The organism is Streptomyces sp. NPDC030021 (assembly GCF_055574035.1).
Window position 1 is genome coordinate 1 of sequence record NZ_JBVIAH010000038.1, and the last position, 24,144, is coordinate 24,144.

Annotated in this window: 26 protein-coding genes and 1 pseudogene; 11 read left to right on the top strand and 16 right to left on the bottom strand. The window is 72.4% G+C overall.

The annotated features are described in order from the left end of the window. Positions 1–262: 262 nt before the first annotated feature. Positions 263–1,687, top strand: a complete 1,425-nt coding sequence (locus ACZ4YL_RS39935; RefSeq protein ID WP_468123302.1) for an outer membrane protein assembly factor BamB family protein — start codon at positions 263–265, stop codon at positions 1,685–1,687. Between the two features lie 16 nt (positions 1,688–1,703). On the opposite strand, the gene ACZ4YL_RS39940 is transcribed toward ACZ4YL_RS39935, so the two are convergent. The 3 genes from ACZ4YL_RS39940 to ACZ4YL_RS39950 form a co-directional block, all read right to left on the bottom strand. Next, entirely contained in the window at positions 1,704–2,087 is a 384-nt protein-coding gene (locus tag ACZ4YL_RS39940; RefSeq protein WP_468123304.1) for a hypothetical protein, read from the bottom strand. Between the two features lie 43 nt (positions 2,088–2,130). Beyond that, positions 2,131–2,661, bottom strand: coding sequence for a hypothetical protein (locus tag ACZ4YL_RS39945; RefSeq protein ID WP_468123305.1), 531 nt, complete (start codon positions 2,659–2,661; stop codon positions 2,131–2,133). A 65-nt stretch (positions 2,662–2,726) separates the two neighbouring features. After that, positions 2,727–3,098: a protease inhibitor I9 family protein gene (locus ACZ4YL_RS39950; protein ID WP_468123307.1), complete on the bottom strand. Its 372-nt coding sequence runs from the start codon at positions 3,096–3,098 to the stop codon at positions 2,727–2,729. A gap of 367 nt (positions 3,099–3,465) precedes the next feature. On the opposite strand from ACZ4YL_RS39950, the gene ACZ4YL_RS39955 reads away from it, so the two are divergent. Further along, the gene (locus tag ACZ4YL_RS39955; RefSeq protein WP_468123308.1) at positions 3,466–4,659 is read left to right on the top strand and encodes a S8 family peptidase; all 1,194 of its coding nucleotides are present in this window, start codon (positions 3,466–3,468) and stop codon (positions 4,657–4,659) included. An 88-nt stretch (positions 4,660–4,747) separates the two neighbouring features. On the opposite strand, the gene ACZ4YL_RS39960 is transcribed toward ACZ4YL_RS39955, so the two are convergent. Further along, positions 4,748–5,107 (bottom strand): protease inhibitor I9 family protein, encoded by a 360-nt coding sequence (locus tag ACZ4YL_RS39960; RefSeq protein ID WP_468123309.1) that lies wholly within the window; start codon positions 5,105–5,107, stop codon positions 4,748–4,750. A gap of 365 nt (positions 5,108–5,472) precedes the next feature. On the opposite strand from ACZ4YL_RS39960, the gene ACZ4YL_RS39965 reads away from it, so the two are divergent. Next, the gene (locus ACZ4YL_RS39965; RefSeq protein WP_468123311.1) at positions 5,473–6,654 is read left to right on the top strand and encodes a S8 family peptidase; all 1,182 of its coding nucleotides are present in this window, start codon (positions 5,473–5,475) and stop codon (positions 6,652–6,654) included. A 4-nt stretch (positions 6,655–6,658) separates the two neighbouring features. Here the strand turns inward: ACZ4YL_RS39965 and ACZ4YL_RS39970 are convergent, their stop codons facing one another. Continuing rightward, positions 6,659–6,913 carry a DUF397 domain-containing protein gene (locus tag ACZ4YL_RS39970; RefSeq protein WP_468123312.1) on the bottom strand — a complete coding sequence of 85 codons (255 nt, stop codon included), beginning with the start codon at positions 6,911–6,913 and terminating at the stop codon, positions 6,659–6,661. Further along, positions 6,897–7,733 carry a helix-turn-helix domain-containing protein gene (locus ACZ4YL_RS39975; RefSeq protein WP_468123314.1) on the bottom strand — a complete coding sequence of 279 codons (837 nt, stop codon included), beginning with the start codon at positions 7,731–7,733 and terminating at the stop codon, positions 6,897–6,899. The genes ACZ4YL_RS39970 and ACZ4YL_RS39975 overlap by 17 nt, the downstream gene beginning before the upstream one ends. Positions 7,734–7,849: 116 nt before the next feature. Here ACZ4YL_RS39975 and ACZ4YL_RS39980 point away from each other — a divergent pair, with 116 nt between their 5' ends. Beyond that, positions 7,850–8,071, top strand: coding sequence for a hypothetical protein (locus tag ACZ4YL_RS39980; RefSeq protein WP_468123316.1), 222 nt, complete (start codon positions 7,850–7,852; stop codon positions 8,069–8,071). After that, a complete protein-coding gene (locus tag ACZ4YL_RS39985) occupies positions 8,068–8,712 on the top strand; it encodes a hypothetical protein (protein ID WP_468123318.1) in 645 nt (214 codons plus the stop codon). Before ACZ4YL_RS39980 ends, ACZ4YL_RS39985 begins: the two co-directional genes overlap by 4 nt. A gap of 3 nt (positions 8,713–8,715) precedes the next feature. Here the strand turns inward: ACZ4YL_RS39985 and ACZ4YL_RS39990 are convergent, their stop codons facing one another. Beyond that, complete coding sequence (locus ACZ4YL_RS39990; RefSeq protein ID WP_468123320.1) at positions 8,716–8,919, bottom strand: hypothetical protein; 204 nt, start codon at positions 8,917–8,919, stop codon at positions 8,716–8,718. A 139-nt stretch (positions 8,920–9,058) separates the two neighbouring features. Here ACZ4YL_RS39990 and ACZ4YL_RS39995 point away from each other — a divergent pair, with 139 nt between their 5' ends. Continuing rightward, the gene (locus tag ACZ4YL_RS39995) at positions 9,059–10,495 is read left to right on the top strand and encodes a hypothetical protein (protein ID WP_468123321.1); all 1,437 of its coding nucleotides are present in this window, start codon (positions 9,059–9,061) and stop codon (positions 10,493–10,495) included. A 7-nt stretch (positions 10,496–10,502) separates the two neighbouring features. On the opposite strand, the gene ACZ4YL_RS40000 is transcribed toward ACZ4YL_RS39995, so the two are convergent. The 5 genes from ACZ4YL_RS40000 to ACZ4YL_RS40020 all read right to left on the bottom strand — a co-directional run bounded on the left by ACZ4YL_RS40000 (position 10,503) and on the right by ACZ4YL_RS40020 (position 15,220). Further along, positions 10,503–11,093 (bottom strand): GNAT family N-acetyltransferase, encoded by a 591-nt coding sequence (locus ACZ4YL_RS40000; protein WP_468123322.1) that lies wholly within the window; start codon positions 11,091–11,093, stop codon positions 10,503–10,505. Between the two features lie 7 nt (positions 11,094–11,100). Next, a complete protein-coding gene (locus ACZ4YL_RS40005; RefSeq protein WP_468123324.1) occupies positions 11,101–11,487 on the bottom strand; it encodes a hypothetical protein in 387 nt (128 codons plus the stop codon). A gap of 16 nt (positions 11,488–11,503) precedes the next feature. Next, positions 11,504–13,024 carry a PTS transporter subunit EIIC gene (locus tag ACZ4YL_RS40010; protein WP_468123326.1) on the bottom strand — a complete coding sequence of 507 codons (1,521 nt, stop codon included), beginning with the start codon at positions 13,022–13,024 and terminating at the stop codon, positions 11,504–11,506. Between the two features lie 24 nt (positions 13,025–13,048). Beyond that, positions 13,049–13,984 (bottom strand): N-acetylmuramic acid 6-phosphate etherase, encoded by a 936-nt coding sequence (gene murQ / locus ACZ4YL_RS40015; RefSeq protein WP_468123327.1) that lies wholly within the window; start codon positions 13,982–13,984, stop codon positions 13,049–13,051. Between the two features lie 282 nt (positions 13,985–14,266). Then, a complete protein-coding gene (locus ACZ4YL_RS40020) occupies positions 14,267–15,220 on the bottom strand; it encodes a MurR/RpiR family transcriptional regulator (RefSeq protein WP_468123328.1) in 954 nt (317 codons plus the stop codon). 100 nt (positions 15,221–15,320) lie between these two features. Here ACZ4YL_RS40020 and ACZ4YL_RS40025 point away from each other — a divergent pair, with 100 nt between their 5' ends. From ACZ4YL_RS40025 to ACZ4YL_RS40040, 4 genes and pseudogenes are all read left to right on the top strand, one after another. After that, complete coding sequence (locus tag ACZ4YL_RS40025) at positions 15,321–15,695, top strand: hypothetical protein (protein ID WP_382549582.1); 375 nt, start codon at positions 15,321–15,323, stop codon at positions 15,693–15,695. Positions 15,696–15,702: 7 nt separating this feature from the next. Then, the gene (locus tag ACZ4YL_RS40030) at positions 15,703–15,972 is read left to right on the top strand and encodes a DUF4031 domain-containing protein (RefSeq protein WP_030766289.1); all 270 of its coding nucleotides are present in this window, start codon (positions 15,703–15,705) and stop codon (positions 15,970–15,972) included. A gap of 361 nt (positions 15,973–16,333) precedes the next feature. Then, a complete protein-coding gene (locus tag ACZ4YL_RS40035; RefSeq protein WP_468123329.1) occupies positions 16,334–17,263 on the top strand; it encodes a helix-turn-helix domain-containing protein in 930 nt (309 codons plus the stop codon). Continuing rightward, a pseudogene (locus ACZ4YL_RS40040) lies at positions 17,260–17,622 on the top strand (hypothetical protein); the annotation flags it as partial. The gene ACZ4YL_RS40035 and the pseudogene ACZ4YL_RS40040, both read left to right, overlap by 4 nt. 24 nt (positions 17,623–17,646) lie before the next feature. Here ACZ4YL_RS40040 and ACZ4YL_RS40045 read toward each other — a convergent pair. From ACZ4YL_RS40045 to ACZ4YL_RS40055, 3 genes are all read right to left on the bottom strand, one after another. Next, positions 17,647–18,888 (bottom strand): serine hydrolase domain-containing protein, encoded by a 1,242-nt coding sequence (locus ACZ4YL_RS40045; protein WP_468123330.1) that lies wholly within the window; start codon positions 18,886–18,888, stop codon positions 17,647–17,649. A 107-nt stretch (positions 18,889–18,995) separates the two neighbouring features. After that, entirely contained in the window at positions 18,996–20,228 is a 1,233-nt protein-coding gene (locus tag ACZ4YL_RS40050) for a Cmx/CmrA family chloramphenicol efflux MFS transporter (protein WP_468123331.1), read from the bottom strand. Positions 20,229–20,291: 63 nt separating this feature from the next. Further along, entirely contained in the window at positions 20,292–20,963 is a 672-nt protein-coding gene (locus ACZ4YL_RS40055; RefSeq protein WP_468123332.1) for an HD domain-containing protein, read from the bottom strand. Between the two features lie 122 nt (positions 20,964–21,085). Here ACZ4YL_RS40055 and ACZ4YL_RS40060 point away from each other — a divergent pair, with 122 nt between their 5' ends. Beyond that, positions 21,086–21,772: a copper homeostasis protein CutC gene (locus tag ACZ4YL_RS40060; protein ID WP_468123333.1), complete on the top strand. Its 687-nt coding sequence runs from the start codon at positions 21,086–21,088 to the stop codon at positions 21,770–21,772. A gap of 282 nt (positions 21,773–22,054) precedes the next feature. Here ACZ4YL_RS40060 and ACZ4YL_RS40065 read toward each other — a convergent pair whose 3' ends face one another. Next, positions 22,055–24,136, bottom strand: a complete 2,082-nt coding sequence (locus ACZ4YL_RS40065) for a HelD family protein (protein ID WP_468123334.1) — start codon at positions 24,134–24,136, stop codon at positions 22,055–22,057. Between the last annotated feature and the right edge of the window lie 8 nt (positions 24,137–24,144).

The window sequence follows — 24,144 nt, forward strand, 5'->3', positions numbered from 1 at the left end:
GGGACACGCAGGAGGGTCCCCGCAGGACGAGGCGCGACCGCGGCCGCCTGGCCGTGACAAGCCCGAACGCGCCGAGCCGAGGAGACCCTCGTGCGGGGCACCGCCCCACACCACCCAGCCCCGCCGACGATTGAGGCGACCCACCACGGCAGGGAAGCCACACCGCCGAGCCGACCGCAGGGCACCCCGCACGGGCACCGACCACCCCGGGCGGGGACGGCGGCCTCCGGTCGATAGGGTCCCACTCGGGGGGATCATGGACATGGAACGACCGCGGCCCGTGCGGCTCTTGGGGTACCTCGCGTGCGTCGGCGCCGCCGCGTTCGCGGCGTTGGCGGCCCTTTATCTGGTTCTGCTGGCGAAGCTGGTGGTCGCCGACGCCCCCGGCCGCATGTGCGGGATCGGCAGCTGCCCGCGCGGCACGGGCACCCTCGCGCTCCTCGTCCCGCTGTGCGCCGCCGCCGCGTGGCTGCTGTGGCGTACGCCGGGGAAGCGCGGCCACGGCCGCGCCCCGGTGCACGTCCGGGTGATCGCCGGCTGCGTGGCGGTGGCCGTGCTGGGGCCCGGCTGGCTGGGCTTCGAGTGGGCGCGCGGCCCGCAGCTGGACCTGTCCGGGTGGCAGGAGCCGGTGCATCCGGCGGCGGCGCCGGTCGGCGTCTGGGCGCCCGCGCCCGGAATGCTCGTACGGGCCCGCACCGACGGCCTCGTCGCGTACGACGGGGAGGGCCGCAAGGGCTGGCGGCTGCCCGCCCCGGAGCGTACGCCGCTCTGCGCGCTCAGCCGGACGACCCCTTCGGGCACCGGCCTCCTCGCGTACGGGGAGAGCCCGGGGACGTGCGGCTCTCAGGTCGTGGCCGTGGACCTGACCGGGGGCCGGGTCCGGTGGACCCGGGACAGCGGCCGGGCCCTGGTGGCCGCGGCGGGCGCGAGCGCCGTCGTGGCGGACCGGGACACGGTGACCGGCCTCGGCCTGGACGGCGGCCAGGAGCTCTGGCGGGTCCCGGTCCCGGCCGACTGCACGGTGAAGGCCGTCGACGGCTCGGAGCGACGCGCCCTGTACGTGGAGGAGTGCGGCGACGCCGCCCGGATCACCGCCGTCGACGCCCGTACGGGAACCCGCGCCTGGCAGACCGCGCTGCCGACGGGGAGCCGGCTGCGCGAGGTGCGGGTGCTGTCCGCCGCCCCGCCGGTCCTGCGTGTCACGGAGACCGCGGAAAGCGGCGTGGACGCGGTGCTGCTGCTCGACGACACGGGCCGCGTGCGGGGCTCCGTACCCGCCTCGGGCCCGGACGGGGACCTGCTGTCCGAGCCGGCCCCCGTACTGACCGGCGACACGCTGGTCACCGCGGTGAAGCAGGGGAAGAAGAACGGCGTGTCCGCCTACTCCCTCTCCGACGGCCGTCGCCTCTGGCACGCGGGCGCCGGCGACGAGGAGGTCCGCGGGCTGGCCCCGACCGGCCCCGGCGAGGTCGGCGTGGTGACCTCCGGCCACTGGTGGACGTACCTCACCCACCTCGGCCTGGCCGACGGCAGGCGCCGGGCGGAGCCCACGATCCTGCGCGACCTGCCGCTGGGCGAGCGGTTCGCGTTCTACCCCGGCCCGCCCGGCTCCTACGTCTTCGTCAACCTGGACCGCAAGGGCCTGCTGCCGCCGACCTTCGACGTCGATCCGGTCTTCGGCTGGTGACGGCGGCCGGCCGGGGTCACGGCCCGGCCGCGCGGAAGAGCGCGAGGAGGGCCTGGGCGGGCGGCGCGTCGGCGTGGAAGAACTGCGTGGTCAGGGCGGGCGGGACCGCTGGTCCGTGCATGCGGACCTCGTGGCAGCTGAAGCAGAACGCCGCCTCGAACAGGACCAGTTCGAGGGAGTCCTCGTAGCCGCGGATGCTCCATCCCGGTGCGAAGCCGCAGCGGTGCTGACCGCTGCCGGGCAGGGTCCCGATGAGCGCCAGGGCTTCGGTCACCTCGCTCCCGGACCAGTGGGCGACGGTCCTGCCCGGGTAGGGGGCGCCGCTCTTCGCCGGGAGGGCGGAGATCCGTACCACCTCGATCAAGGCGGTACCGGTCAGGACTTCGGCGGGGAGCTGCACGAACACAGTGTCCCCGCCGACCGGACCACGCGGTGATCGGGGATCAGAACCTCTCGACCTCCTTGCCCTCCGGGACCTCGTAGCAGCCGGACACGACGGTCAGGCTCAGCTTCGGCGGGTCGTTCTTCTTCAGCTGCACGACGCTGACGCCGTACTTCTTCTCGCGGTGGTCGGCGGTGAGACCGAGGTTCTTGTTCTTGCTCGTGTCGGGTCCGTACCGGGCGACTTCCCAACCGTGCTCGGGGAGCGCGGCCTTGAGCCGTTCCATCGCCTCGTCGAGCCGGTCGTTCGAGGCGGGGTGGAAGCTCCACGGGTGGAACACCCGGAAGTACCTGGCCGGGTCCCTGCCCGGGCACTCCGTGACGCCGGCGCGTCCTTCGGACGGCTTCCCCTCGACCCCGGTGAGGCCGCGAAGCTCGGCCGACACCTTCTCCACCGCGTCGGCGGCGTCGCGCGAGGTGCTGGTGCCCGCGAGGGGCATCCCGTCGGCGTCGGAGCCGGTCAGGCCGCATCCGCAGAGGGCGGTGAGGGCGAGGGACACGAGGAGCACCGGAGCGCCCTGCTTGATCTTCACAACGGGGGTCTCCCTCGTCGGTCGGCCGGCCGGACCGGGGGCCTGGCCGCAGGCGCGACCGCGGGTCACACGCCTGAGGACCCCCACCCCCAGTATCGGCCGAAGGCCTCGCCCCCGGTGGCCCGGCCGTCCTCCTCCACGGTCTCGACGTCCGGCATCGCCAGCAGGGACTCGACCTGGTCGGGGCTCAGCCGGGCGGAGAAGCCGTGCAGGACGGTGCGGTAGATGTGCACCGGGTCGGCGCCGACCCGCTCGGCCACCTCGGCGGGGTCGCTGTCTTCCCGCACGGTGACGATGTACGTGGCGTGGTCGGCGGCGGGAGCCGTGTGCGGTACGGGCTCGGGCACGTCGGCGGTGGCCGCGGCCACGGGCAGGGCGGCGACGGCGGCCAGTACGGCGACGGCCACGGGCAGGGCTCGGCTCAGGCGGATGCGCATGGGGGGAGGCCATCACGTGCTGCGGTGCAGGTCAACGAGGTCCGGGGGTGATGCGGGGGCACGGGCGGCGCACCGGCCGTGCGCTCCCTGGTCCGGGGGCGGGCCGCACGGGTGATCTTGCGGGGCGGGCCGACGGCCGCGCGGGCCGGGGCACGACCCGTATGGCAGAGCGGGACAACCCTTTCTGCGCTGTGCCCGCGGCAGGGCGCGTCGACGCGGGCGCCGGACGGGCAACCAGGTGAGCGGTGGTTCAAGCTGCACGGAGGTGGCAGCGATGGAGCCGAGGGCCGCCCCCGCAGGAGCACCTGGTGCCGTGAGGGCGGCCCACCCATGTCTGCCTTCCAAGCAACGTCAGGGAGTTCCTTCCATGCGCCTCCTCGCACGCCTGGCCGCGGCCGCCCTCCTCACCGTCCCCCCGGTCGCAGCCGGTACGGCCTCCGCAGCGGCCCCGGAGCCGACCCCGGCGCCGCTGATGACCGCCGCCAATCCGGTGCCCGGCCAGTACATCGTGACCCTGGAGAAGGGGCAGGACGCGGCGAAGCTCGCGAAGAAGCTGGGTCTGAATCCGTCCTTCGTCTACGACACGGCGATGACCGGCTTCGCCGTCCCGCTGACCCCGCTCCAGCTGACCATCGTCCGCAACAGTCCGGGCGTGAAGTCGGTCGAGGAGGACGCCTCGGTCCAGTCCGTGCCGAGGCCGACCTCCGCGGCGGGGATGCGGGCCCCGTCGAACTCGTGGGGCCTTGACCGCATCGACCAGAAGGAGTTGCCGCTGGACGACAACTTCACCGTCGAGGGCAACGGCGCCGGGGTGAACGTGTACATCCTCGACACCGGCATCGACTACAGCCATCCCGAGTTCGGCGGTCCCGACGCCACACGTGCCACCTTCGGCTTCGACGCCGTCAACGACGGCCGCAACGGGCAGGACTGCCAGGGCCACGGCACGCACGTCGCGAGCACGGTCGCGGGCAAGACGTACGGGATCGCGCGCAAGGCGAACCTCGTCAGCGTCCGCGTCCTCGGCTGCGACGGCAAGGGCACGTGGTCGGGGATCATCGCGGGCATGGACTGGGTGGCGAAGAACGCCCGGCAGCCGGCCGTCCTGAACGGTTCCCTGGGCGGGGACAGGGCGGAGGCCGTGAACAACGCCGCCACCGCCCTCTCCGACGCGGGCGTGCTGCCGGTCATCGCGGCCGGCAACTCCGCGAAGGACGCCTGCAACGTCTCGCCCGCGTCGGCCGCCCGCGTGATCACCGTCGCCGCATCCAACCAGTGGGACGAGGAGACCGACTTCTCCAACTACGGCACGTGTGTTTCGCTCTACGCCCCCGGCCAGGCCATCGTCTCCGCCAAGCTCGGCGGCGGCAGCGTGGCCCTCGACGGCACCTCCATGGCCGCGCCGCACGTCGCCGGTGTGGCTGCCCTCTACAAGCAGGCACACCCGAAGGCGGACCCGGCCGAGCTCAACGAGTTCCTCGACACGGAGGCCACCAAGGACGTCCTGAAGAGCATCAGCAAGACCAGCCCGAACTCGCTGCTCTTCACCGGCGGTCTCTGACCCCGGATCCCGTACGGGCGCGCCCGGTGCCGGAGTGTCCTGACGACCGCAGCCCCCGGGCCGCCCTGCCCGGTCGGGAGCCCGGGCCTCAGAAGCCGGTGCCGAAGCCGGTGGCCCCGCGGTCCGCCTCCACGGTCTCGACGTCCGGCATCGCGCGCAGGGCCTCGACCTGGTCGGGGCTCAGCCGGGCGGAGAAGCCGTGCAGGACGGTGCGGTAGACGTGGACCGGGGTGGCGCCGACCCGCTCGGCCACCTCGGCCGGGTCTACGTCCCCCCGCACGGTGACGATGTACGTGGCGTGGTCGGCGGTGGGGGCCGTGTGCGGTACGGGTTCCGGCACGCCGGCGGTGGCCGCCGACACGGGCCGGGCGGCGATGGCGGCCAGTACGGCGACGGCGGCCAGTACGGCGGCGGCCACGGGCAGGGCTCGGCTCAGACGGATGCGCATGGCCCGAGGCCATCACGCGCGGTAGGGCGGGTCAACGAGGCCCGCGGGTGTGGCGGGTGCACGGCGGGCACCGGCCGCGCGCTCCCTGATCTGGGGGCGGGGCGTACGGGTGAATCTCGCACGGGTTTCCACACCCCGGGCGGAGCGGCCCACAGCCCCGGCGGCACAAGGGATTAATCCTTTCTGCAGCGTGTCCGACACGGCATGTTGACGCGGCGATCGGACGATCGGCCAGGTGGAGGCGATGGTTCAAGTCGCGCCGGGAGGGTGCCCGATGTAGAGGAGGGCCGCACCCGCGGAGGACTCCAGATCGCGGGGGCGGCTCCCCCATGCCGATATACCACGCACTTCAGGGAGTTCCCTTCATGCGTCAGCTCGCAGCCCTGACCGCCGCAGCCCTCCTCGCAGTGACCCCCGTCGCGGCCGGCGCGGCTTCCGCCGACACCCCGGAGCCGACCCCGGCGCCGCTCCTCACGTCCGCGGACGCCATCCCGGGCAGCTACATCGTCACCCTCGACCAGCAGGTCGCCCCTGCGGCGTTCGCGAAGCGGCTGGGCCTGGCGGCGAAGTTCACCTACACCAAGACGATCAACGGCTTCGCGGCGTCCCTCACGGCGGAGCAGCTGAAGTCGGTTCGTGCGACGCAAGGTGTGACGTCTGTGTCGGAGGACGCGATGGTGACCGCGCCGCCGACCCCCGCGAACGGGATCGGCACCAAGTCGCCCGCCCACTCCTGGGGCCTGGACCGCATCGACCAGCGGTTCCTGCCGCTGAACAACGACTTCAGCGCCAACCGCAGCGGTCAGGGCGTGACGGCGTACATCGTCGACAGCGGCATCGACTTCCGGCACCCCGAATTCGGGGGCCGCGCGCAGGCGGGCTTCGACGCGATCGGGGACGGCCGCAACGGCGCGGACTGCAACGGCCACGGCACGCACGTCGCGGGCACGGTCGGCGGTGAGACGTTCGGCGTGGCGCGCAAGGTGAGCCTGGTCAGCGTCCGGGTCCTCGGCTGTGACAACCGCGGTTCCTGGGCGGGCATCATCGCCGGCTTCGACTGGGTGGCCAACAACATCCGGCAGCCGGCCGTCCTGAACGCCTCGCTGGGCGGCGGCCGGCTCGAAGCGGTCAACACGGCCGTGACCGCCGTGTCCGACCGGGGCGTGCTGCCGGTCATCGCGGCGGGCAACGACAATATCGACGCTTGCCGGGTCTCGCCCGCGTCCGCCGCGCGCGTGGTGACGGTCGGCGCGACGAACCGCTTCGACGAGGAGACCGACTTCTCGAACTGGGGCACCTGCCTGGACCTCTACGCCCCCGGCAAGGACATCATCTCCGCGCGTCTGGGCGGCGGCAGCGTGGCCCTGAACGGTACGTCCATGGCCGCGCCGCACGTCACCGGTGTGGCCGCGCTCTACAAGTCGGAGCACCCGAACGCGCTGCCGGCGGAGGTGTCGGACTTCCTGGACGAGGTGTCCACGAAGGACATCGTCCAGAACCTCAGCGACGACAGCCCGAACAAGCTGCTGTTCACCGACGGTCTCTGACCGCTCAGAGCGACCCGACGAACCGGGCCCAGGCCTGCGCGTGGAACACCACGTGCGGGCCTTCGGGCTGCTTGGAGTCCCTCACGGGGACGACGCCGGGGTGGCCGTCGGCCACTTCGAGGCACTCGCCGCCGTCGCCGCCGCTGTACGTCGACTTCCGCCAGGTGGCCATCTCCAGGCAGTCGCCGCCGCTGCCGCCGCTGTAGCTGGACTTGTGCCACGTGGCTGCCGACAGGTCGTACTCAGGCGTGCTGGTCATCTTCGTGTTCCTCCGCCACCGACTCGATCAGGGCCAGGGACTTGCGCGGTGACAGCGCGTTGGCCGTGAGGAGATCGTAGGCCAGGGTGTGTTGCGTGACCGTGGCCGGATCGTCGAACAGCTGCCCCGTTCCCATGCCTTGGACGTAGGCGAGCGGGGGTGCGTCCTCGAAGGACATCAGCTTGAGCGATCCCTCCATGGCTGCATGGGGACCCGCGCTGAAGGGCAGGACCTGCACGATGATCCGCCGGGAGCGGATCAGGCGCGCGATGTGCCGCAGGGCCTCGGCCAGGATCGCGGGGCTGTCCCCGGCGCGTCGCAGGACCGCCTCGTCGAGGACGCACCACAACAGTGGGGTTGTTGGGTCATTGAGCAGTGAGGCCCTGGCCAGGCGATTCGTGACCAGCTCGTCGATGGTCTCCTCCGTGGCCGTCGGCTGGTACGCGCGGAACACCTCGCGCGCGTACGCCTCCGTCTGGAGCAGTCCGGGGATCAGCTGCGGCGCGTACTCCCGGATGGTCTTCGCCCGAGCCTCGGCTTCGGCCGCCTCTGCGAAATGGTCCGGGTACTTGGACTCGGCAGCCGCCCCGCAGTTGCGGACGAAGAAGCCGTCCGTGCCGAGGATGTCGTCGATCTGGCGGGCGAATTCGAGGTGCATACGACGCGTGCCCGCTTCGAGCTGGCCGATGAACGACCCGCTGACGAAGAGCCGTTCGCCGAGTTCGGCCTGGCTCATGCCCGCGCGTTCGCGCGCTACGCGCAGTTCCGCGCCCAGGAGGGCGCGGGGTGAGGAGGAGGGATCGAGGTTCTTCCGTGCCATGGCAACTCCCTGAGCAACATGTGCGGTTGTTGCGGGGTCCGCACTTGAAAGGCTAGTGAGCGCGTCGCCACTCTGTGTGAAGAAGTTGGATACTCAGAGTAGAAAGGTGACATGTCATGGTGCTCTCCCCACAGGAGCGCATGCAGGCGGCCGAGGAGGCCGTCCGGCAGCTGCGGGAATCGCTCGCCGCGGTCGGGGTGCTGTTCCCCTCGCTGGACGTGGAGCGGGTCTCGGCCGCCGGTACGTACGGCCTGCCGCTGGTCGACCTCGGCCGCTGCAACCTGGACACCGCGCTCCGGCTGGCCGCCGTCCTGCACGAGCGGGCGGGGGGCGCGTGAGCGAGGCCGTGGAGGCGGTGAACTTCGCCTTCGAACTCGGTTGGAAGCTACGGGGGCTGGAGGCAGCCCTTGCCAGTGGCGCGTGGAGGCGTGGAGGTGTGGGACTGTCCGTACGCGTGCAGAGCGACGAGGGCGGCGGGCTCTGGACGGCCGTCGGGGACGACGGGGAGCGGCGCGAGTCGCGGACGGCCGCCACCGCAGATGAGGCGACCGCGCTGGTGCAGGAGGCCTTCGGGCTGACCGCATGGCGCCCCAAGCCGCCCCCGCCGCCGGGTTGGCACCGGTTCACTCTGATCCACTGCCCGGTGGGGGAGTCACCGAGCTACGAGCGCATCGAGGCGCGGCCGCCGCGGGGGTGCGTGGTCGAGTACGTCGGCGGGTACTTCGGGCTGCGCTGCGAGCGGCCGGGGGCGCGGCTGCTGGATGCCGTCGCCGAGACCTGCCGGGAGGTCCGGACGGAGCACGGGCTGCTCATGTCCGACCTGGGCATCGAGAAGCTGTGGGAGTGGTCGCAGGACGGTACGGACGGCTGGGGTGCGGAGATCGTGGGCCAGCTGCTGCTGATGGCCGCCGAGCGCGGGCCGAAGCTCGGCTACGAGGTCGATGACCTGGTGCGGTTCTTGCGTACCGCGGCCGACTGAGTCTCAGCTCTTGGTGATGAGTTCGCCGTCGTGCGCGCCGCCGCTGCAGGTCCACTGGCCGGTGGTGGGGTTGTACTCCACCGCCCCGCCGGCGGCCGTGCACGTCGGCCCGGGGATGGCCGGTGCGGCTGCCTGTGCGACGGGGACCGCGGCGCCGAGAGCGGCCAGTACGAGGGCGGCGGCGAACGCGGGGATTCGGGTACGCATGAGGGCTCCTCCGGGATCGGGTGACACCGATACGTCCACCACCACCCTCCCTCTGTGGCGCGGCGCTTGCATGTTGACGGGGGGCGCACAAGGGGGCGCACGAGAAGCGCCCTCTGTGGTCGGGGGGCAGGCTGGAGTTATGGCGAACACGCGTGTGGTGACCGTGGGAGCGCCGGATGAGCTCGGCTTGCGGGAAGTTCTGATCGATGGCAGGCCGATGGGCGGGGTCTGGTCCGACAAGGAACTCAAGAGACTCCTGCGTCGTGAAGGTGTGACAGACGGAGCCCACATCCATTGGCTCGGCGAGGACGCCACTGTCTGGCCGGACCGGGCGTGGATGCGACGAACCACCGGCTTCTTCGTGGTCGCAGGCCTCCTCGCGACCTCATATCCGCTCTTCCGTATCGGAATCGCGGACAGTGGTAATGCCCTGACCTATGGCGGACGCGTTGCAGGATTCACCATTGTTTTCGTGGCCTTGGTGGTGTTGATCGCTGCCGCGGCTGCAGTCGACTTCTGGGAAACGCGGCGATGGCGTTACTCGGGGGCAGTCGTTCTCCTTGGGGTCGTGATCGCCCTCCTCTGCGGTATCTCCGTCCTGCTGCTGCAGATCGGCGAGCGTTTCACATTCTCCACCGTTATCGGGATAGCCCTCGTCGTCTGGTCCTCGATCGTTCTGTTCAGTCTGGTCAAATGTCGGGCGTGGAAGGGTCTCCGTATTCCCAAGAACATTGCGATCGGGGTGATCCTTTCCACCGTTCTGGCCGCCGCCAATCTGGCGTACTCGCAGATCTATGTTCCCTATGTGACGACGCCGCTCATCCAGACCGGGGCAGAGTTCAAGAATTCGGACATGGACAAGGGGGCGGCGAAGCTGTACGTGACGGTCCATCTGTACGTGAGGAACGCCGGTCGGGTGCCGGTCTATGTTTTGGGCAGCATCTACTGGATCCGTGGCGAGTCCGCGAAGAGCACGCCCGACGACAAGGGCCCCAATCCCGACATGATCTACAACGGAGAGTTCGTCGCGCCGGACGGTCGCGTACTGAATCCAGGAGAAGAGGTCTCCCAGGACGCGGTCATCGAAGTGAAGAATCCCGATTCTCGCAAATATGAGGCGATGAGCGCTCAGAGCGAGGTGTACGTGATCAGGAAAGACAGAATGAAAATGACCGGGAACTATGAGAATGTCAGGTTGGAGGGGAAGACGCTCAAGCAGTCCTTGAGAGAGGGAGATCCACCCAATCCCATATATAAATTTCGGACCGGGATCTCGAATAGCAGTGAAATTCTGAACGTGATCCGTGGTCCGCAGTGTGTAACGGTGTGGAAGCTGAGCGGTAGGGTGCCTACGGTCATTGTAGATGTGTCCCCACCGGATAAACGGTTCCGGTTCGATCCCGAGGATCCGCCGCTGGATCCGAGGGCCATCGAACGCTACGGTCTCACTCAGGTCCGTGGCTCCATGGCGCAAACGCCCTACCCGGAGCTGCTGGAAAAGGCCGGCGCCACCGAAAAGGGCGTGACCCTGCCCTCGTCCCCGACTCCGCCCTCGCCCCCGCCCCCGCCCCTGTGACCCCCTCTCACACCGGGGCGTCGGTGCGCAGGCGGGCGTGGAGGTGCTCGTCGTGCCAGCCGTCCGCGTGCAGGAGGGCGCCGCGCATGGTGCCCTCCAGGAGGTAGCCCGCCTTCGTGGCGATGGCGCACGAGGCCGGGTTGGCCACCGAGTGGGTGATCCGCACGCGGTGCAGGCCGAGGTCCTCGAAGGCCCAGCGGGTGACGCGGTCCGTGGCCGCGACCATGACCCCGCGTCCACGCCCGGCGGGCAGCAGCCAGTACAGGATTTCGCCGCTGCCGCCCGCGAGATCGAGGTCGCCGATGCCGATGAGCCCGACGGCCGGGCCTCCGCCGGCGGGGGCGACGGCCCAGATCGCGGCCTCCTCGTCCTGCCAGCGGGCGTGCCAGCGGGCGATCCGCTCCTCGGCCTCGGCCGGGGTCAGGAGGGCGGGCCGGTTCCAGTGCCGGATGTCCGGGTCGAGGCAGGACTCGACGAGCGCGGGGACGTCGTGGGCCGCCCAGCGGCGCAGCAGCAGGCCGCCCGGCAGCTCGAACTCCGGCTGCGGCAGGGCGCGCATCCGGCCGGCGGGGACCACGGGAGGTATGGAGTTGATCATCTCTGCATCATTGCGGACCGGCGGCGCGCATGCGCATGGGCAGGAACAATGCGTACGGCGAGTCCGAGGCGAAGGTCTGGCGGTGCAGCGGCTCCGGGACCCGGGGGCCCCAGAGCCAGGCCATGTCGCAGCCGTAGCAGAACGCCGCTTCGTACAGGGGCGGACCGGCCGGGTCGGCGTAGGCGCGGATGCCCCAGCCGGGGGCGAACCCGCACAGGGTGACTTCGGCGGCGGGGATCTTCCGTACGGCCGTGAGCATCTCCGCGACGGCGGGACCCTCCCAGTGCCCCACGACGGGTCCGGTCATCGGGTCGCCGTGCCGCTCGGGACCGGCGGTGATGCGTACGACGTCGATACGGGTCGTGGCGGCGACGGTTTCGGCGGGGAGCAGCATCCGCACAGCATGCGGGCTATGCGGGGACCCGTTCCTTCGGGGGTGTTCCGGTGGCGGTGGTGGTGTCCGGGTCCTGGTCCGGGCCGGTGTCGGTGTCGAGGTCGGCCAGCATCTGGCGGGTGAAGCCGAAGAAGTAGGTGGCGGTGAAGCCCACCAGGTAGCCGACCAGCAGGCCGCCCGCGTAGATCGCGAGGGTGATGCCCGCGCCGGAGCGGCCGTCGAGCAGCGGGAACAGGGCCCAGCCCGAGGGGCCGATGGCGGTGGAGCCGAAGGCGACGCCCAGTTGGTGGAAGAGGCCGACGAACGCGCCGCCGGCCGCGCCGCCGATGCAGGCGGTGACGAAGGGTCGGCCGAGCGGCAGGGAGACGCCGTAGATCAGCGGTTCGCCGATGCCCAGGAAGCCGGCCGGGAGGGCGGACTTGATGGTGGCGCGGAGCGAGCCGTTGCGCGGGAGGCGGTAGTAGACGGCGATGGCCGCGCCGACCTGGCCCGCGCCCGCCATGGCCAGGATGGGCAGCAGGACGGTGTAGCCGTCCTGCTCGATGAGAGTGGTGTGGATGGGGATCAGGGCTTGGTGCAGGCCGAGCATCACGAGGGGGAGGAAGAGGCCGCCCAGGACCAGGCCCGCGAAGGCGCCGCCGCTGGCGAGGAGCCAGTTGGCGAAGGTGCCGATGGCGGCGGAGGCCTCACCGGCGAGGTACATGAGGCCGAAGAGGGTGACCAGGCCCGAGATCAGCACGGTCAGGGTGGGAGTGATCAGGACGTCCAGGGCCTCCGGTACCCACCTGCGGCACCACTTCTCCACGTACACGGCGAGGAGGGCGGCGGCGAGCGCGCCGAGGACGCCGCCCTGGCCGGGCTTGAGCTCCAGGCCGAAGGCGTCGATCTTCGCGACGCCCGGGAAGACGATGATCGCGGCGACCGCGCCGCCCAGGACCGGCGTACCGCCGAACTCCTTGGCCGTGTTGTATCCGACGAAGACCGCGATCAGGGACATGAAGCCGGATGCGATGGCGGCGAGGGCGGGGACGACGGCGGGCACCCAGCCGAGATTCGTCAGCAGGCCGTTCAGTCCGGCGATGATGCCGCAGCCGATCAGGGCCGGGATGAGCGGGACGAAGATGTTCGCGATGCGGCGCAGGAACAGCTTGAAGGGCGTGGCGTTCCGGGCCTTCTGAGCCTCCTTCAGTGCCGCGCCCTGGGCGGCGAGGTCGTCCGCGGTGATCCCGCCGGAGGGCTGGGCCGCCGGGGCTGCAGGCGCGGCCGGCGCGGCCGAGCGGGCCTCCTCGACGAGCGCCTCGAACTCCGGGGTCACGCGGGCGACGGCGCCGGGGCCCAGCACGATCTGGTAGGTGTCGTCCTCGACCACGCCGAGGACCGCCGGGAGGGCGCGCAGGGCTTCGTCCTGGACCAGCGAGCGGTCGCGCAGCGCGATGCGCAGGCGGGTCATGCAGTGCGCGATCGAGGTGATGTTGTCCGGGCCGCCGACCAGCGGAAGGATCGCGGCGGCAGTGGCGCGGTTCTTGTCAGTGGACATGGGGGTCGCCTTGGCTCGGGGGGGTCAGCGGGTGTGGGCGAGGGCGCCTTCGAGGGCGGCGCGCAGGTGGCCCTGCGAGGCGGCGAGCAGCTCGGCGGCCGTGGGGCCGTCGACTCCGCCGAGGACGACGAGTACAGCGTTCTTCACCTCACCGCCGGTGGCGGTCAGGGCGGCCTCGATCTCCTCGTCGGGTGCGCCGGTGGCCAGCGCCACGATGCGGCGGGCGCGGGCGCGCAGCTTCTCGTTCGAGGAGCGCATGTCGACCATCAGGTTCCCGTACGTCTTTCCGAGGCGGATCATCGTGATGGTCGAGATGAGGTTGAGGACGAGCTTCTGCGCGGTGCCGGCCTTCAGGCGGGTGGATCCGGTGAGGAGTTCGGGTCCGACGACGACCTCGATGCCGTGGTCGGCGGCGGCGGCGAGGGCGGATCCGGCGTTGCAGGAGAGCCCGACGGTGAGCGCGCCGCGGGTACGGGCGAACTCGACGGCGCCGATCGCGTACGGGGTGCGGCCGGAGGCGGAGATGCCGACGACCGTGTCGTGCGGGCCGATCTCCAGCGCGGTGAGGTCCTCGGCGGCCAGCTCCTTCGAGTCCTCGGCGCCCTCGACGGCCTTGACCATGGCGGAGGGGCCGCCCGCGATCAGGCCGACCACGTCGGCGGGGTCGGTGTTGAAGGTGGGCGGGCACTCGCTGGCGTCCAGGACGCCCATCCGGCCCGCCGTGCCGGCGCCCGCGTAGACCAGCCGCCCGCCCCGGGCCATCCGCTCGGCGATCGCGTCGACGGCGGCGGCGATCCGGGGGAGCTGCGCGGCGACGGCGGCCGGGACGGTGGCGTCCTCGGCGTTCATGGTGCGGGCGATGTCGAGGGTGGGCAGCCGGTCGATCTCGGCGAGGTCCTGGCGGAAGGCCTCGGTGGTGAGGGTGTCCAGCTGGGCGCGGAGTTCTTCGTACGCGGTCATGGGCGGCTCCCGTGCGGGTGGTGTGCGGCGGGTGGTGTGCGGGCTGAGCTTCACGATCGGGGCTCCGCCCCGGACCCCGCGCCTCAAACTCCCCCAGCTACCGCTGGGAGGTGCCCCCTGGCGGGGCTGAAATACCGGGGCGCCGCCCCCGGACCCCGCGCCTCAAACTCCCCCAGCTACCGCTGGGAGGTGCCCCCTGGCGGGGCTGAAATACCGGGGCTCCGCCCCAGGCCCCGCTCCTCAAACGCCGGAGGGGCTGGATTTGGTGGCGTGGGCTGGATGTCAGCGGGGCGTGTGGCGGTGGGCCAGGGCCTCGTAGGTGGCGGCTAGGGCGGGGGCGGCGGTGTCGTAGGTCTGCTGTGCGACGCCGACGAAGAGGCAGTCGACGACGAGCAGCTGGCTGGTCCGGCTGGACATGGCGGCCGGGCGCAGCTGGGTCTCGCGGGCGGCGGAGGTGGTCAGTACGAGGTCGGCGTGGCGGGTGACGGGGCTGTTCGGGCGGCCGGTGAGGGCGAGGGTGGTGGCACCGCGCTCGAAGGCGACGCGCAGCGGTTCGATCACGTCGCCGGTGGTGCCGGAGTGGGTGATGGCGACGGCGACGTCGCCGGGGCGGAGTTGCACGGCGCCCGTGACGGCCAGGTGGGGGTCGCTGTGGGCGTGGGCGAGGAGGCCGATGCGCAGCAGCTTCTGGGCGAGGTCCTGGCCGACGAGGGCGGAGGCGCCGACGCCGTAGATGTCGATGCGGCGGGCGGTGGCGAGCGCGGTGACGGCGGCGGCGAGCTGGGTGAGGTCGAGGGCGGCGGCGGTGTCGGTGAGGGTCTGCGCCTCCTCGTGGGCCAGCTTGGCGACGACGTCCGCGAGCGGGTCGTCGACGGCTATGTCGACGGTGACGGCGGGGGCGGCGCCGGACTCCTGCTGGGCGGCGAGGGCGGCGAGTGCGAGGCGCAGGTCGCGGTAGCCGGGGTAGCCGAGGAGGCGGGCGGTGCGGACGACGGTGGCCTCGCTGGTGCCGGTGTGTTCGGCGAGGGCGGAGACGGTGAGCCGGGCGCACGCGGCCGGGTCGGCGGCGACGGCGTCGGCGACGGCCTGCACGGAGCGGGTCATGGAGGGGCCGAGGCTGCGGATCCGGGCCCGGAGGGCGTGGGGCGGGGGAGCCGGGGGAGCCGGGCGAGCCGGGGCGGGGCTTTCGCCGGGGACGGGCGGGCGGCTGGCAGTTTCCTTCGCGTTCTGGCTCACTCCTGAAATTTATTTTCAGCGCAAGGTCCGGTCAATACGCCATTGGGCCCTCGGAAAGATGGCCTTCATCGCCGGGCCCTCGCGGGTCCACAATGGGCGCATGGACCACGCGACCCCCCTGGAGCAGGCGCTGCACGTCGCCCGTGCCCTTGTTCTCGCCGACCTCGCCGCCGGCGAGGTCGCCGATGCCGATGTCGTCTCCCTCGTCGAGGACTCGGTCACGCACCGCCGGTGGTGGGTGGAGCAGTGGCCGGAGGGTGCCGACTACCTTGCCGGACTCGTCGCCCAAGACGTGAAGGACGCGCTGCTGGAGAAGTACGGACGATGGCCGCTGTGCCCGGTCTGCAACCACGGCGAGCCGCACGCGCTGGACGTGGAGCCGGAGCTGGGACCCGACCCGCACTGGGTGTGTTCGGAGGCGGGTGTGAAGGTGGCCGCGATCGGCGGCCTGGGCCCGGTCTTCGGACTCCGGTGAGCCGCCGGTGACCGTCTACATCGACCCGCCGACCTGGCCGGGCCACGGCCGCATGTGGTCGCACCTGGTCAGCGACGTCTCGTACGAGGAGCTGCACGCCTTCGCGGCGGCCATCGGCTGCCCGCCGCGGGCCTTCGAGCGGGACCACTACGACGTGCCCTCGTACCGGTACGCGGACGCGGTCGGCGCCGGTGCGGTGGAGATCGGCAGCAAGGAACTCGTCCGCCGGCTCACCGCGGCGGGCCTGCGCCGCCCGAAGGGCCGGCCGGCGGCGTAGTGGCTTCACCGCGAACGCCGCCACCCCCCGGCAAGACCGTATGGGCCGAACTCGACCTGCCGCGCCCCTGACCTGCGGACATCGCTCGCGCACCGGAGCCCGCGCGCTGGGCCTCCGGTGGCGGGGACGATCCCGGGATTCAAGACACGGGAGGGAAAGGACCACACCAAACCCCACCCCTCCCGCCCATGGCGCACGCTCACTCACTTGAGTGAAAGACACCGACTTGGCTGGCTTCGGGACGGGTTGCCTGATCTACGCTCAGCGCGACACACCACATCACCGCTGACATACGTCGGCCCCCGCCGGGACTGCAATCCCAAGGCGAGGGCCTGACCACCGAGGAAGTAAGGGCTTCCCGATGGATATCCAGAACATTAGCGCGCGCCCGCACGCCCAGTCCCGTAACGGCGGGGAAAACCACCCGTCCCGGCGCACCCGTGCGCACACACGCTCCGGCGGTGTCATCCACGACAACGCCCGCCACACCGCCCGCTTCACCGTGATCGGCAACCACCTCGCCCAGCACGCCGAGCTGTCGCTGCTGGCCATCGGCCTGGCCGTCCACATCCAGTCCCTTCCCGGCGGCGCCCTCATCGACATCAGGACCCTCGCCGCCCGTTTCCCCGAGGGGAAGACCCGGATCGCCGCCGCCCTGCGCGAACTGGAGGCCCACGGCTATCTGCGCCGCACCTGCGAACGCACCAGCAGCGGCCGCGTCGTCACCCGCACGGTCTCCTGCAACCAGCCGGGCCGGTCCGGCGCCACGGACGAGCCGGAGTCGGAGCCGGAGCCGGAGCCGAAAGCGAAGCCCAAGCGCCCCGCCCGCCGGGAGGGCGAGCCGCCGCGCCGTGCCCTGCCCGCCGTACCGCAGCCCGCGTACCCCGCCCCTGACCTGCTCCAGTCCGCCATCGAGGTCCTCGCCGGCCTCCGCCGTGGGGATCCCCGCCTCCTGCTCTCCGTCACGGACGTCGAGCACCTCGCCCCCGGAGTCGCGGCCTGGCTGGAGCGCGATCTGCCCCCGAGCGCCGTGCACCACGCCCTGACCGCCGACCTGCCGTCGGTGCCCCTGCACCGCCCGGCCGCCCTCCTGGCCCACCGCCTCGCCGCCCAGCTCCCGCCCGTGCCGCCGTTCCGCGCCCGGGAAGCACCCCCGGCCGTCAGGCACCCGCTCCACAACTGCGACAACTGCGACCGCGCCTTCCGCGGCCCGGAACCGGGCACCTGCGGCGGCTGCCGCACCAGGCACGACGCACCCCCGCACACCGAGGACCCCCATGGTCAGCACTGAAAGCCCTGTCGAGCGCACTGCGGGACGTTCCTGAGAACGTCGCCGACCCGATGATCGAATTCACCGCACAGGGGCTGGGCAACCGTCCGGCCAACGAGCTCTGGAGGACCCTGGTGGCCGTGGACCTCTCCTTCTACAAGTCGTACATCTCCGAAGAGATCCGGGACGAAGGTCGCGCCCAGGGCCGCGCCCAGGGCCGCGCCGAGGACCTGCTGATCGTGCTGGAACAGCGCGGCCTCGACGTGCCCGACGGCGTCCGCGAACGGATCACCGGCTGCGACGACCCCGACACCTTGCGCCGCTGGCTCACGCGCGCCGTCACCGCCCCGGCAGCCGAGGACATCTTCGACGGCGAATGACCACCCGAAGGGCCGGCCGGTGGCCTAGGAACTCGGCTTCGGGGCCGGGGCCGGGGTCGGGGGTGCGGACGGCTCCGGGACGGTGTTGGGCTGGGCCGCCGAAGGGAGCTCCCAGACGTGGTCCGGGGTCGCGATCTTGGTGACCGCGTTGGCGATGAGGGAGCTCAGGTTGCCGAACTTCCCGTCGGCGTCGGAGTTCACCACGATCACCATGGTGGCGCGGGCCTGCGGGAGCCGGACGGCGACGGTCTCGTAGCCGGGCAGCTCGCCGTTGTGGCCGATCCAGCCGTCGAGCTCGGCGATGCCGAGCCCGTAGCGCACGTCGGGGTGCCCGGTGGGCAGCATGCGCAGCCGCTGGGCCTGGGTGCCCGGCTCCAGCAGGCGGTCACCGTCGGGCAGCTTCCCGCTGACCAGGGTCGGGACCCACGAGTGCAGGTCGTCCATGGTGGAGATCATCGCTCCGGCCGCCCAGGCCCAGGACGGGTTCCAGGCGGAGGCGTCGACGGTCGCGCCGTCCGGGGTGAAGTCCGTGTAGCCGTGCACGTACGGGGACGCGATCTCCGCGCCGGTCGGCAGCGAGGTCGCGTCCAGGCCGGCCCGTTCGAAGACGTGCTGCTCCAGGTAGGTGTGCAGGGGCTGCCCGCCGACCTTCTCGACGAGCAGGCCGAGCAGGACGGTGTTGGTGTTGGAGTACTCCCAGCGCGTTCCCGGCGGGAAGTTGGCGGGGTGCCGGAAGGCGGTGTCCAGCAGCTCCTGCGGGGTCCAGGCACGGTGCGGGTCGGCCTTGTAGGTGGCCAGCAGGCGCGGGTCCTCGGTGTAGTTGTAGAGGCCGCTGCGCATGTCGGCGAGCTGCCGGACGGTGATCTTGTCGCCGCCGGGCACGCCGTCGAGGTACGTCGAGATGGGCGCGTCGAGCCGTATCTTCCCGTCGTCGACGAGCTGGAGGACGCCGGTGACGGTGAAGGTCTTGGTGACACTGCCGATGCGGGTGTGCATGTCGGTCTTGACGGGGACGCCGGTGGCCTTGTCGGCGGTGCCGAAGGCGCGCACGTAGGGGTCTTCGCCGTCGATCCACAGGCCGACGCCCACCCCGGGGATGGCGGCCTTGCGCATGGCCGCGGTGATCGCGTCGTCGAGCTGCTCGGCGGTCACCGGGTCGAAGTCGACCCGGCCCGGCGGGGCGGCCGCGGGCGCCTGGCCCGCGCACAGCGCGGTCAGCAGCAGGGAGGCGGCTGCCAGGACGGTGGGCGTGCGGTACCGGCTCATGGAGGATCACCTCTGACGCACGTCCCCGAGCGGTCCCCAGCTCCCCGAGCGGACCATCTCATCGTAGGAACCCGGGTCCGCGGCGGCGACCGGGACGGGGACCGCGCTCAGGCGCGGGCGGGCTCCTCGGCGGGGGTCGCGGAGGGCTCCGCGGCGGCGCCGCCAGTGGCGATCACGCGGGTCGCGCGCAGCGGCGTACGGCGGTCCAGGCGCAGGGCGAGCACGGTGAGGGCGATCGCGGTGACGGTCATGGCGGCGCCCGCCCAGGCGGTGGCGGCGAAGCCCAGGCCGCCGTCGATGACGGTGCCGCCGAGCCAGGGGCCACCGGTGTTGCCGAGGTTGAAGGCGGCCGTGGTGGTGGCGCCGGCCAGGGTCGGGGCGGCGCCGGCCACGTTGAACATACGGGCGTTGAGCGCCGGGGCGGTGAAGAAGGCCGAGAAGCCGAGCAGGAAGGCCAGGGCGATCGCCGCGGCGGCGGTGGAGGCCAGCAGGGCGAGCGCGGTGAGGAAGACGGTCGAGGCGGTGATGCCCCAGATCATCACGCCGAACAGGTGCGCGTCGGCGACCCGGCCGCCGGCGGTGGTGCCGGCCAGCGCGCCGATGCCGAAGAGGCCGAGGATCCACGGGACCCACCGGGAGTCGAGCCCGGCCACGTCCGTGAGCAGCGGTGACAGGTAGCTGAAGGCGCAGAAGACGCCGCCCGCGGCCAGCGCGGTGATGCCGATGGAGAGCCACACCTGGCGGTCGCGGTAGATGCGCAGCTCGCGCCTGAGCGACGGCTTCTCGGCGGGCAGCGGGATCTTCGGGATCAGCGCCAGGATGCCGACGAGGGCGATCGTGGAGGCGGCGGCGACCGACCAGAAGGCGGAGCGCCAGCCCAGGTGCTCGCCGAGGAACGCGCCGGCGGGGACGCCGAGGACGTTCGCGATCGACAGGCCGCCGATCATGACGGCCATCGCGCGGGCCCGCTGGTCCTTGTCGACCATGGCGATGGCGACGGCCGCGCCCACGGCCCAGAAGCCGGCGCAGGCGAACGCGGAGACCACGCGGGAGGCGAAGAGGAGCTCGTACGTGGGGGCCAGCGCGCCCGCGACCTGCCCGAGGCCGAAGAGGCTGATGAGGGCGATGAGGGTGGTGCGGCGGGGGAGGCGCAGGGTGGCCACGGCCAGCAGGGGTGCGCCCACGACCATGCCGATCGCGAAGGCGGATATGAGCAGGCCCGCCTGCGGGATGGTGACGCCCATGTCCTCGGCGATGGGTGGCAGCAGACCGGAGAGCATGAATTCGCTGGTGCCGAGCGCGAACACGGACAGACCGAGGACGTACACGGCTACGGGCATGCGGGGGCGTGCTGCGGCTGCGGGCATGACTGTCACCAACCAGTGCGAACGCGATCACATTCCCTACGGGACGAGAGTGGCGAGCTCGGCGGCGAGGTTGGTGCGGGCCGGGGCCTCCCAGTGCGCGGCTCCGTAGGGCGTGCGGAAGAGCCGCGGCAGGTCGAGGAGCTGGCGCAGGACGGCGGCGCGGCCGGTCCGGAAGGCGTCGTCGGGGACGAAGCCGTACTCGGCGCGGACGGCGGCCACGTAGGCGGCGTACGCGTCGGGATCCCCGGCCAGGACGGCCAGGTCGGCGTCGCAGAGGGCCTCGCCGTCGGTGTCTCCGGGGGCGGGGTCGTGGGTGACGGTGAGCCGGACCAGGCGGGCCACCTCGGCGGTGCGCGCGGGGTCGATGCCGAGCTCGGGGAGCGCACGCTCGGCGAGGGCGGCGCTGCGCTCCTCGTTCTCGGACCGGTCGGGGCGGTAGACGGCGTCGTGGAACCAGGCGGCGAGCTGAACGGCGGCCGGATCGGCGGCGTGCGGGGCCAGTACGTCGATCCGCGCGAGTACGTCGGCCAGGTGCGCGGTGGTGTGGTACCGGCGCTGCGGCTCCGCCCAGGCGGTGAGGAGGCGGTCGGCGTAGGGCGCGGGATCACGGTCGGCGGCGGCGCCGGCGGCGGTGACGGTCGCCTGCCAGCGGGCCCGCAGGTCGGCGGTGTCCGGGTGGGTGTCGCTGCTCTGGGTGCCTGTGTCCATGGGCACATTGTGGGGTGGCGTGATTGTGCTGGTGAAGGGCGGGCGGAGGCCCGTATTCTGAATATTGGACTAGACCTATTTTCCTGAGTTTTCCCGAGCTTTCCGAAGAAGGATGGGATCGAATGAGCAACCGTGCGCTCCTGGAGGTGATCGCCCTCGACGTGGAGGACGCGGTCGCGGCCCAGGCCGGTGGGGCGGACCGACTCGAACTGGTCACCGACATGGCCGCCGACGGGCTCACCCCGCCGCGCGAGACCTTCGCGGCGATCAGGGCGGCGGTCGACATCCCGCTGCGCGTGATGCTCCGCAAGACGGACGGCTTCGCGGCCGGCGACGTCTCCGCCTTGGCCCGGGCGGCACGGGAACTGCGGGCGGAGGGCGCACGGGAGTTCGTCCTCGGCTTCCTGGACGCCGACGGCACCCCCGACCTGGCCGCGGTCGAGGCGGTCGTCGCGGAGCTGGACGGCTGCAGCTGGACCTTCCACCGGGCGATCGACCGCGCGGCGGACCGGGACCAGCTGCGCAAGGCGCTGGCCGATGTGCCGGGGCTGGACACGTACCTCACGGCGGGCTCGGCGGCGGGGGTGGAGGCCGGGCTGCCGGTGCTGCTGGCGGAGGCGGCGCGGGGCGGTGAGCCGGGGTACGGGGCGCGGATCCTGGTGGGCGGCGGGCTGACGCTCGCGCACCTGCCGGTGCTGCGCGCGGGCGGGATCGACGCCTTCCACATCGGCGGTGCGGCCCGTCCCTCCGGGTGGGGCGGGCCGGTCTCGGCGGCGGCCGTCGCGGACTGGCGCACCGCCCTGTCCTGACGGGGTCCGCGGTCGGGCGCGCCGCCCTGTCCTGACGGGGTCCGCGGTCGGGCGTGCCGCCGCTGCCGGGGCGCCGCCCCCGGACCCCCGCGCCTCAAACGCCGGCGAGGCTGAGATACCCGGGGCTCCGCCCCGAACCCCGCGCCTCAAACTCCCCCAGCTACCGCTGGGAGGTGCCCCCTGGAGGGGCTGAGATACCCGGGGCGGAGCCCCGGTCTTTCAGCCCCTCCGGCGTTTGAGGCGCGGGGTCTGGGGCGGAGCCCCAGGAGGGCGGGCCGCAGGTCAGGACAGGGCGGCCGGGAGCGGGGCCGCGTGGAGGGCCGTCAGGCCCGAGACCGCTCGGGTGAGGCAGACGTACAGCCTGCGCAGGCCCGTCCGCTCGTCCGGCTCGCCGTCCACGATCGCCGCGGGCTCGTCCAGGACCACGTAGTCGTACTCCAGGCCCTTTGCCAGCGACGCCGGGACCAGCGTCAGGCGGGACTCCGAGGTCGTCTCCTGGCCGGGAGACAGGTACGGCATCCCCGCCTCCGCCAGCGCCTCCGCGAGCACCGGGATCCGCGCGTCCGCCGCGATCAGGCCGATCGACCCCTCCTGCGCCAAGGAGTCACGGCACGCGGCGACCACCGCCGCAGTCAGATCCGAGACCTCCTCGATCCGCAGCGACCCCGGCGTCTCGCGGACCGAGGAGACCGGGGCCAGGCCCGGGGAGATCGACGGCAGCAGCCGGGAGGCGTAGGCGATCACCTCGCGCGGCACGCGGAAGCCCGCCGTCAGTTCCTCCAGCACCGCCTGCGGCTTGCCCAGGTGCGTGAGGGCCTCGTCCCAGCTGCGCGTGGCCCACGGCGTGGTGCCCTGCGCGAGGTCGCCGAGGACCGTCGCCGAGCCCGTGGTGCAGCGCCGTCCCACCGCCCGGTACTGCATCGGCGAAAGGTCCTGGGCCTCGTCGAGGACCACGTGGCCCAGCGAATGCGTCCGTTCCACCAGGTCGGCCGTCTCGTCGATCAGCACCAGGTCCGCCGCCGACCACTTCGCCGACTTCACGCTCCGGAACGGCTTCGGCCACAGCAGGAGCTTCTGCTCGTCCTCGGTGAGCACGTCCGCCGCGTGCCGCGCGAGGAACTCGGGGTCGGACAGCAGCCGCAGGACCAGCTTCGCCGGTTCGACGGCCGGCCAGATCTCCTTGACCGCCGCCTTCACCGCCGCGTTGCGGGCCACCGCGTCCTGCACCCGGTCGTCCGGGGCCTCGCCCGCCTGCTCCATCCGTACGAGCACCGCGTGCGCGATGCGCTGCGGCAGGGCGTCCCGGGCCGCGCCGTAGCGGATGTCGCGCTTCTGCAGCTCCTCGGCCATCTCCTCCAGCTCGTACGCGGGCACCCGCCAGCGGCGCGAGCCGCGGACCACCATCAGCGGCTCCGTCGGGCGGGTGACGTGCGAGCGGACGGCGCGGCCCAGTACCTCCGCCATGCGGGCGTCGCCCTTGACCACGGCGGTTTCGGCGGCGTCCGTGCCGCGTACCTCCAGGCCCGGGCGCGTGACCAGGTCGTCGACGGTGGCCTGCTTGACCTCCAGCTCGCCCAGGGCCGGCAGGACCTGCTCGATGTAGTGCAGGAAGGAACGGTTCGGCCCGATGACGAGCGTGCCGGTGCGGGCGAGGCGGTCGCGGTGCGCGTAGAGCAGGTACGCGACCCGGTGCAGGCCGACGGCGGTCTTGCCGGTGCCGGGGCCGCCCTGCACGCAGACGGAACCGGTCAGGCCGGAGCGGACGATCTCGTCCTGCTCTGGCTGGATCGTCGCGACGATGTCCCGCATCGGGCCCACGCGCGGGCGCTCGATCTCCTGCTGGAGCAGCTTGCTGACCGCGGCCGCCTCGCCGGGATCGGACAGGTGCTCGTCCTCGTACGCCGTCAGCTCGCCGCCGGTGTACCCGAAGCGCCTGCGCAGCGCGATGTCCTGCGGGTCGGTCTTGGAGGCCCGGTAGAACGGCTGGGAGACGGGCGCGCGCCAGTCGATGACCATCGGGTCGCCGTAGGCGTCGTGGACGTGGCGGCGGCCGATGTAGAACTGCTCGCCCTCCGCGCCCTCGGCGAGCTCCGCGCCCGGTGCGTGCAGGTAGTTGAGGCGGCCGAAGAACAGCGGGGTGTGGGCGAGGTCGGCGAGGGCTTTGATGCGGTCGTCGATCTGGGCCTGGAGGACGATCGCGTTGACCCAGTTCGCGGTGACGTCGCGGATGTCGAGGGACTCGACGTCCGCGCGCATGGCGCGCAGGGCGGAACGCGAGGCGGTGAGGTGGGCCCGCTCGCGGCCCAGCGGGTCGGTGGGCGCGGTCGGGTCGTCGTGCGTGGTCTCGGGGGCGTGCGCGGGCACGGAACTGC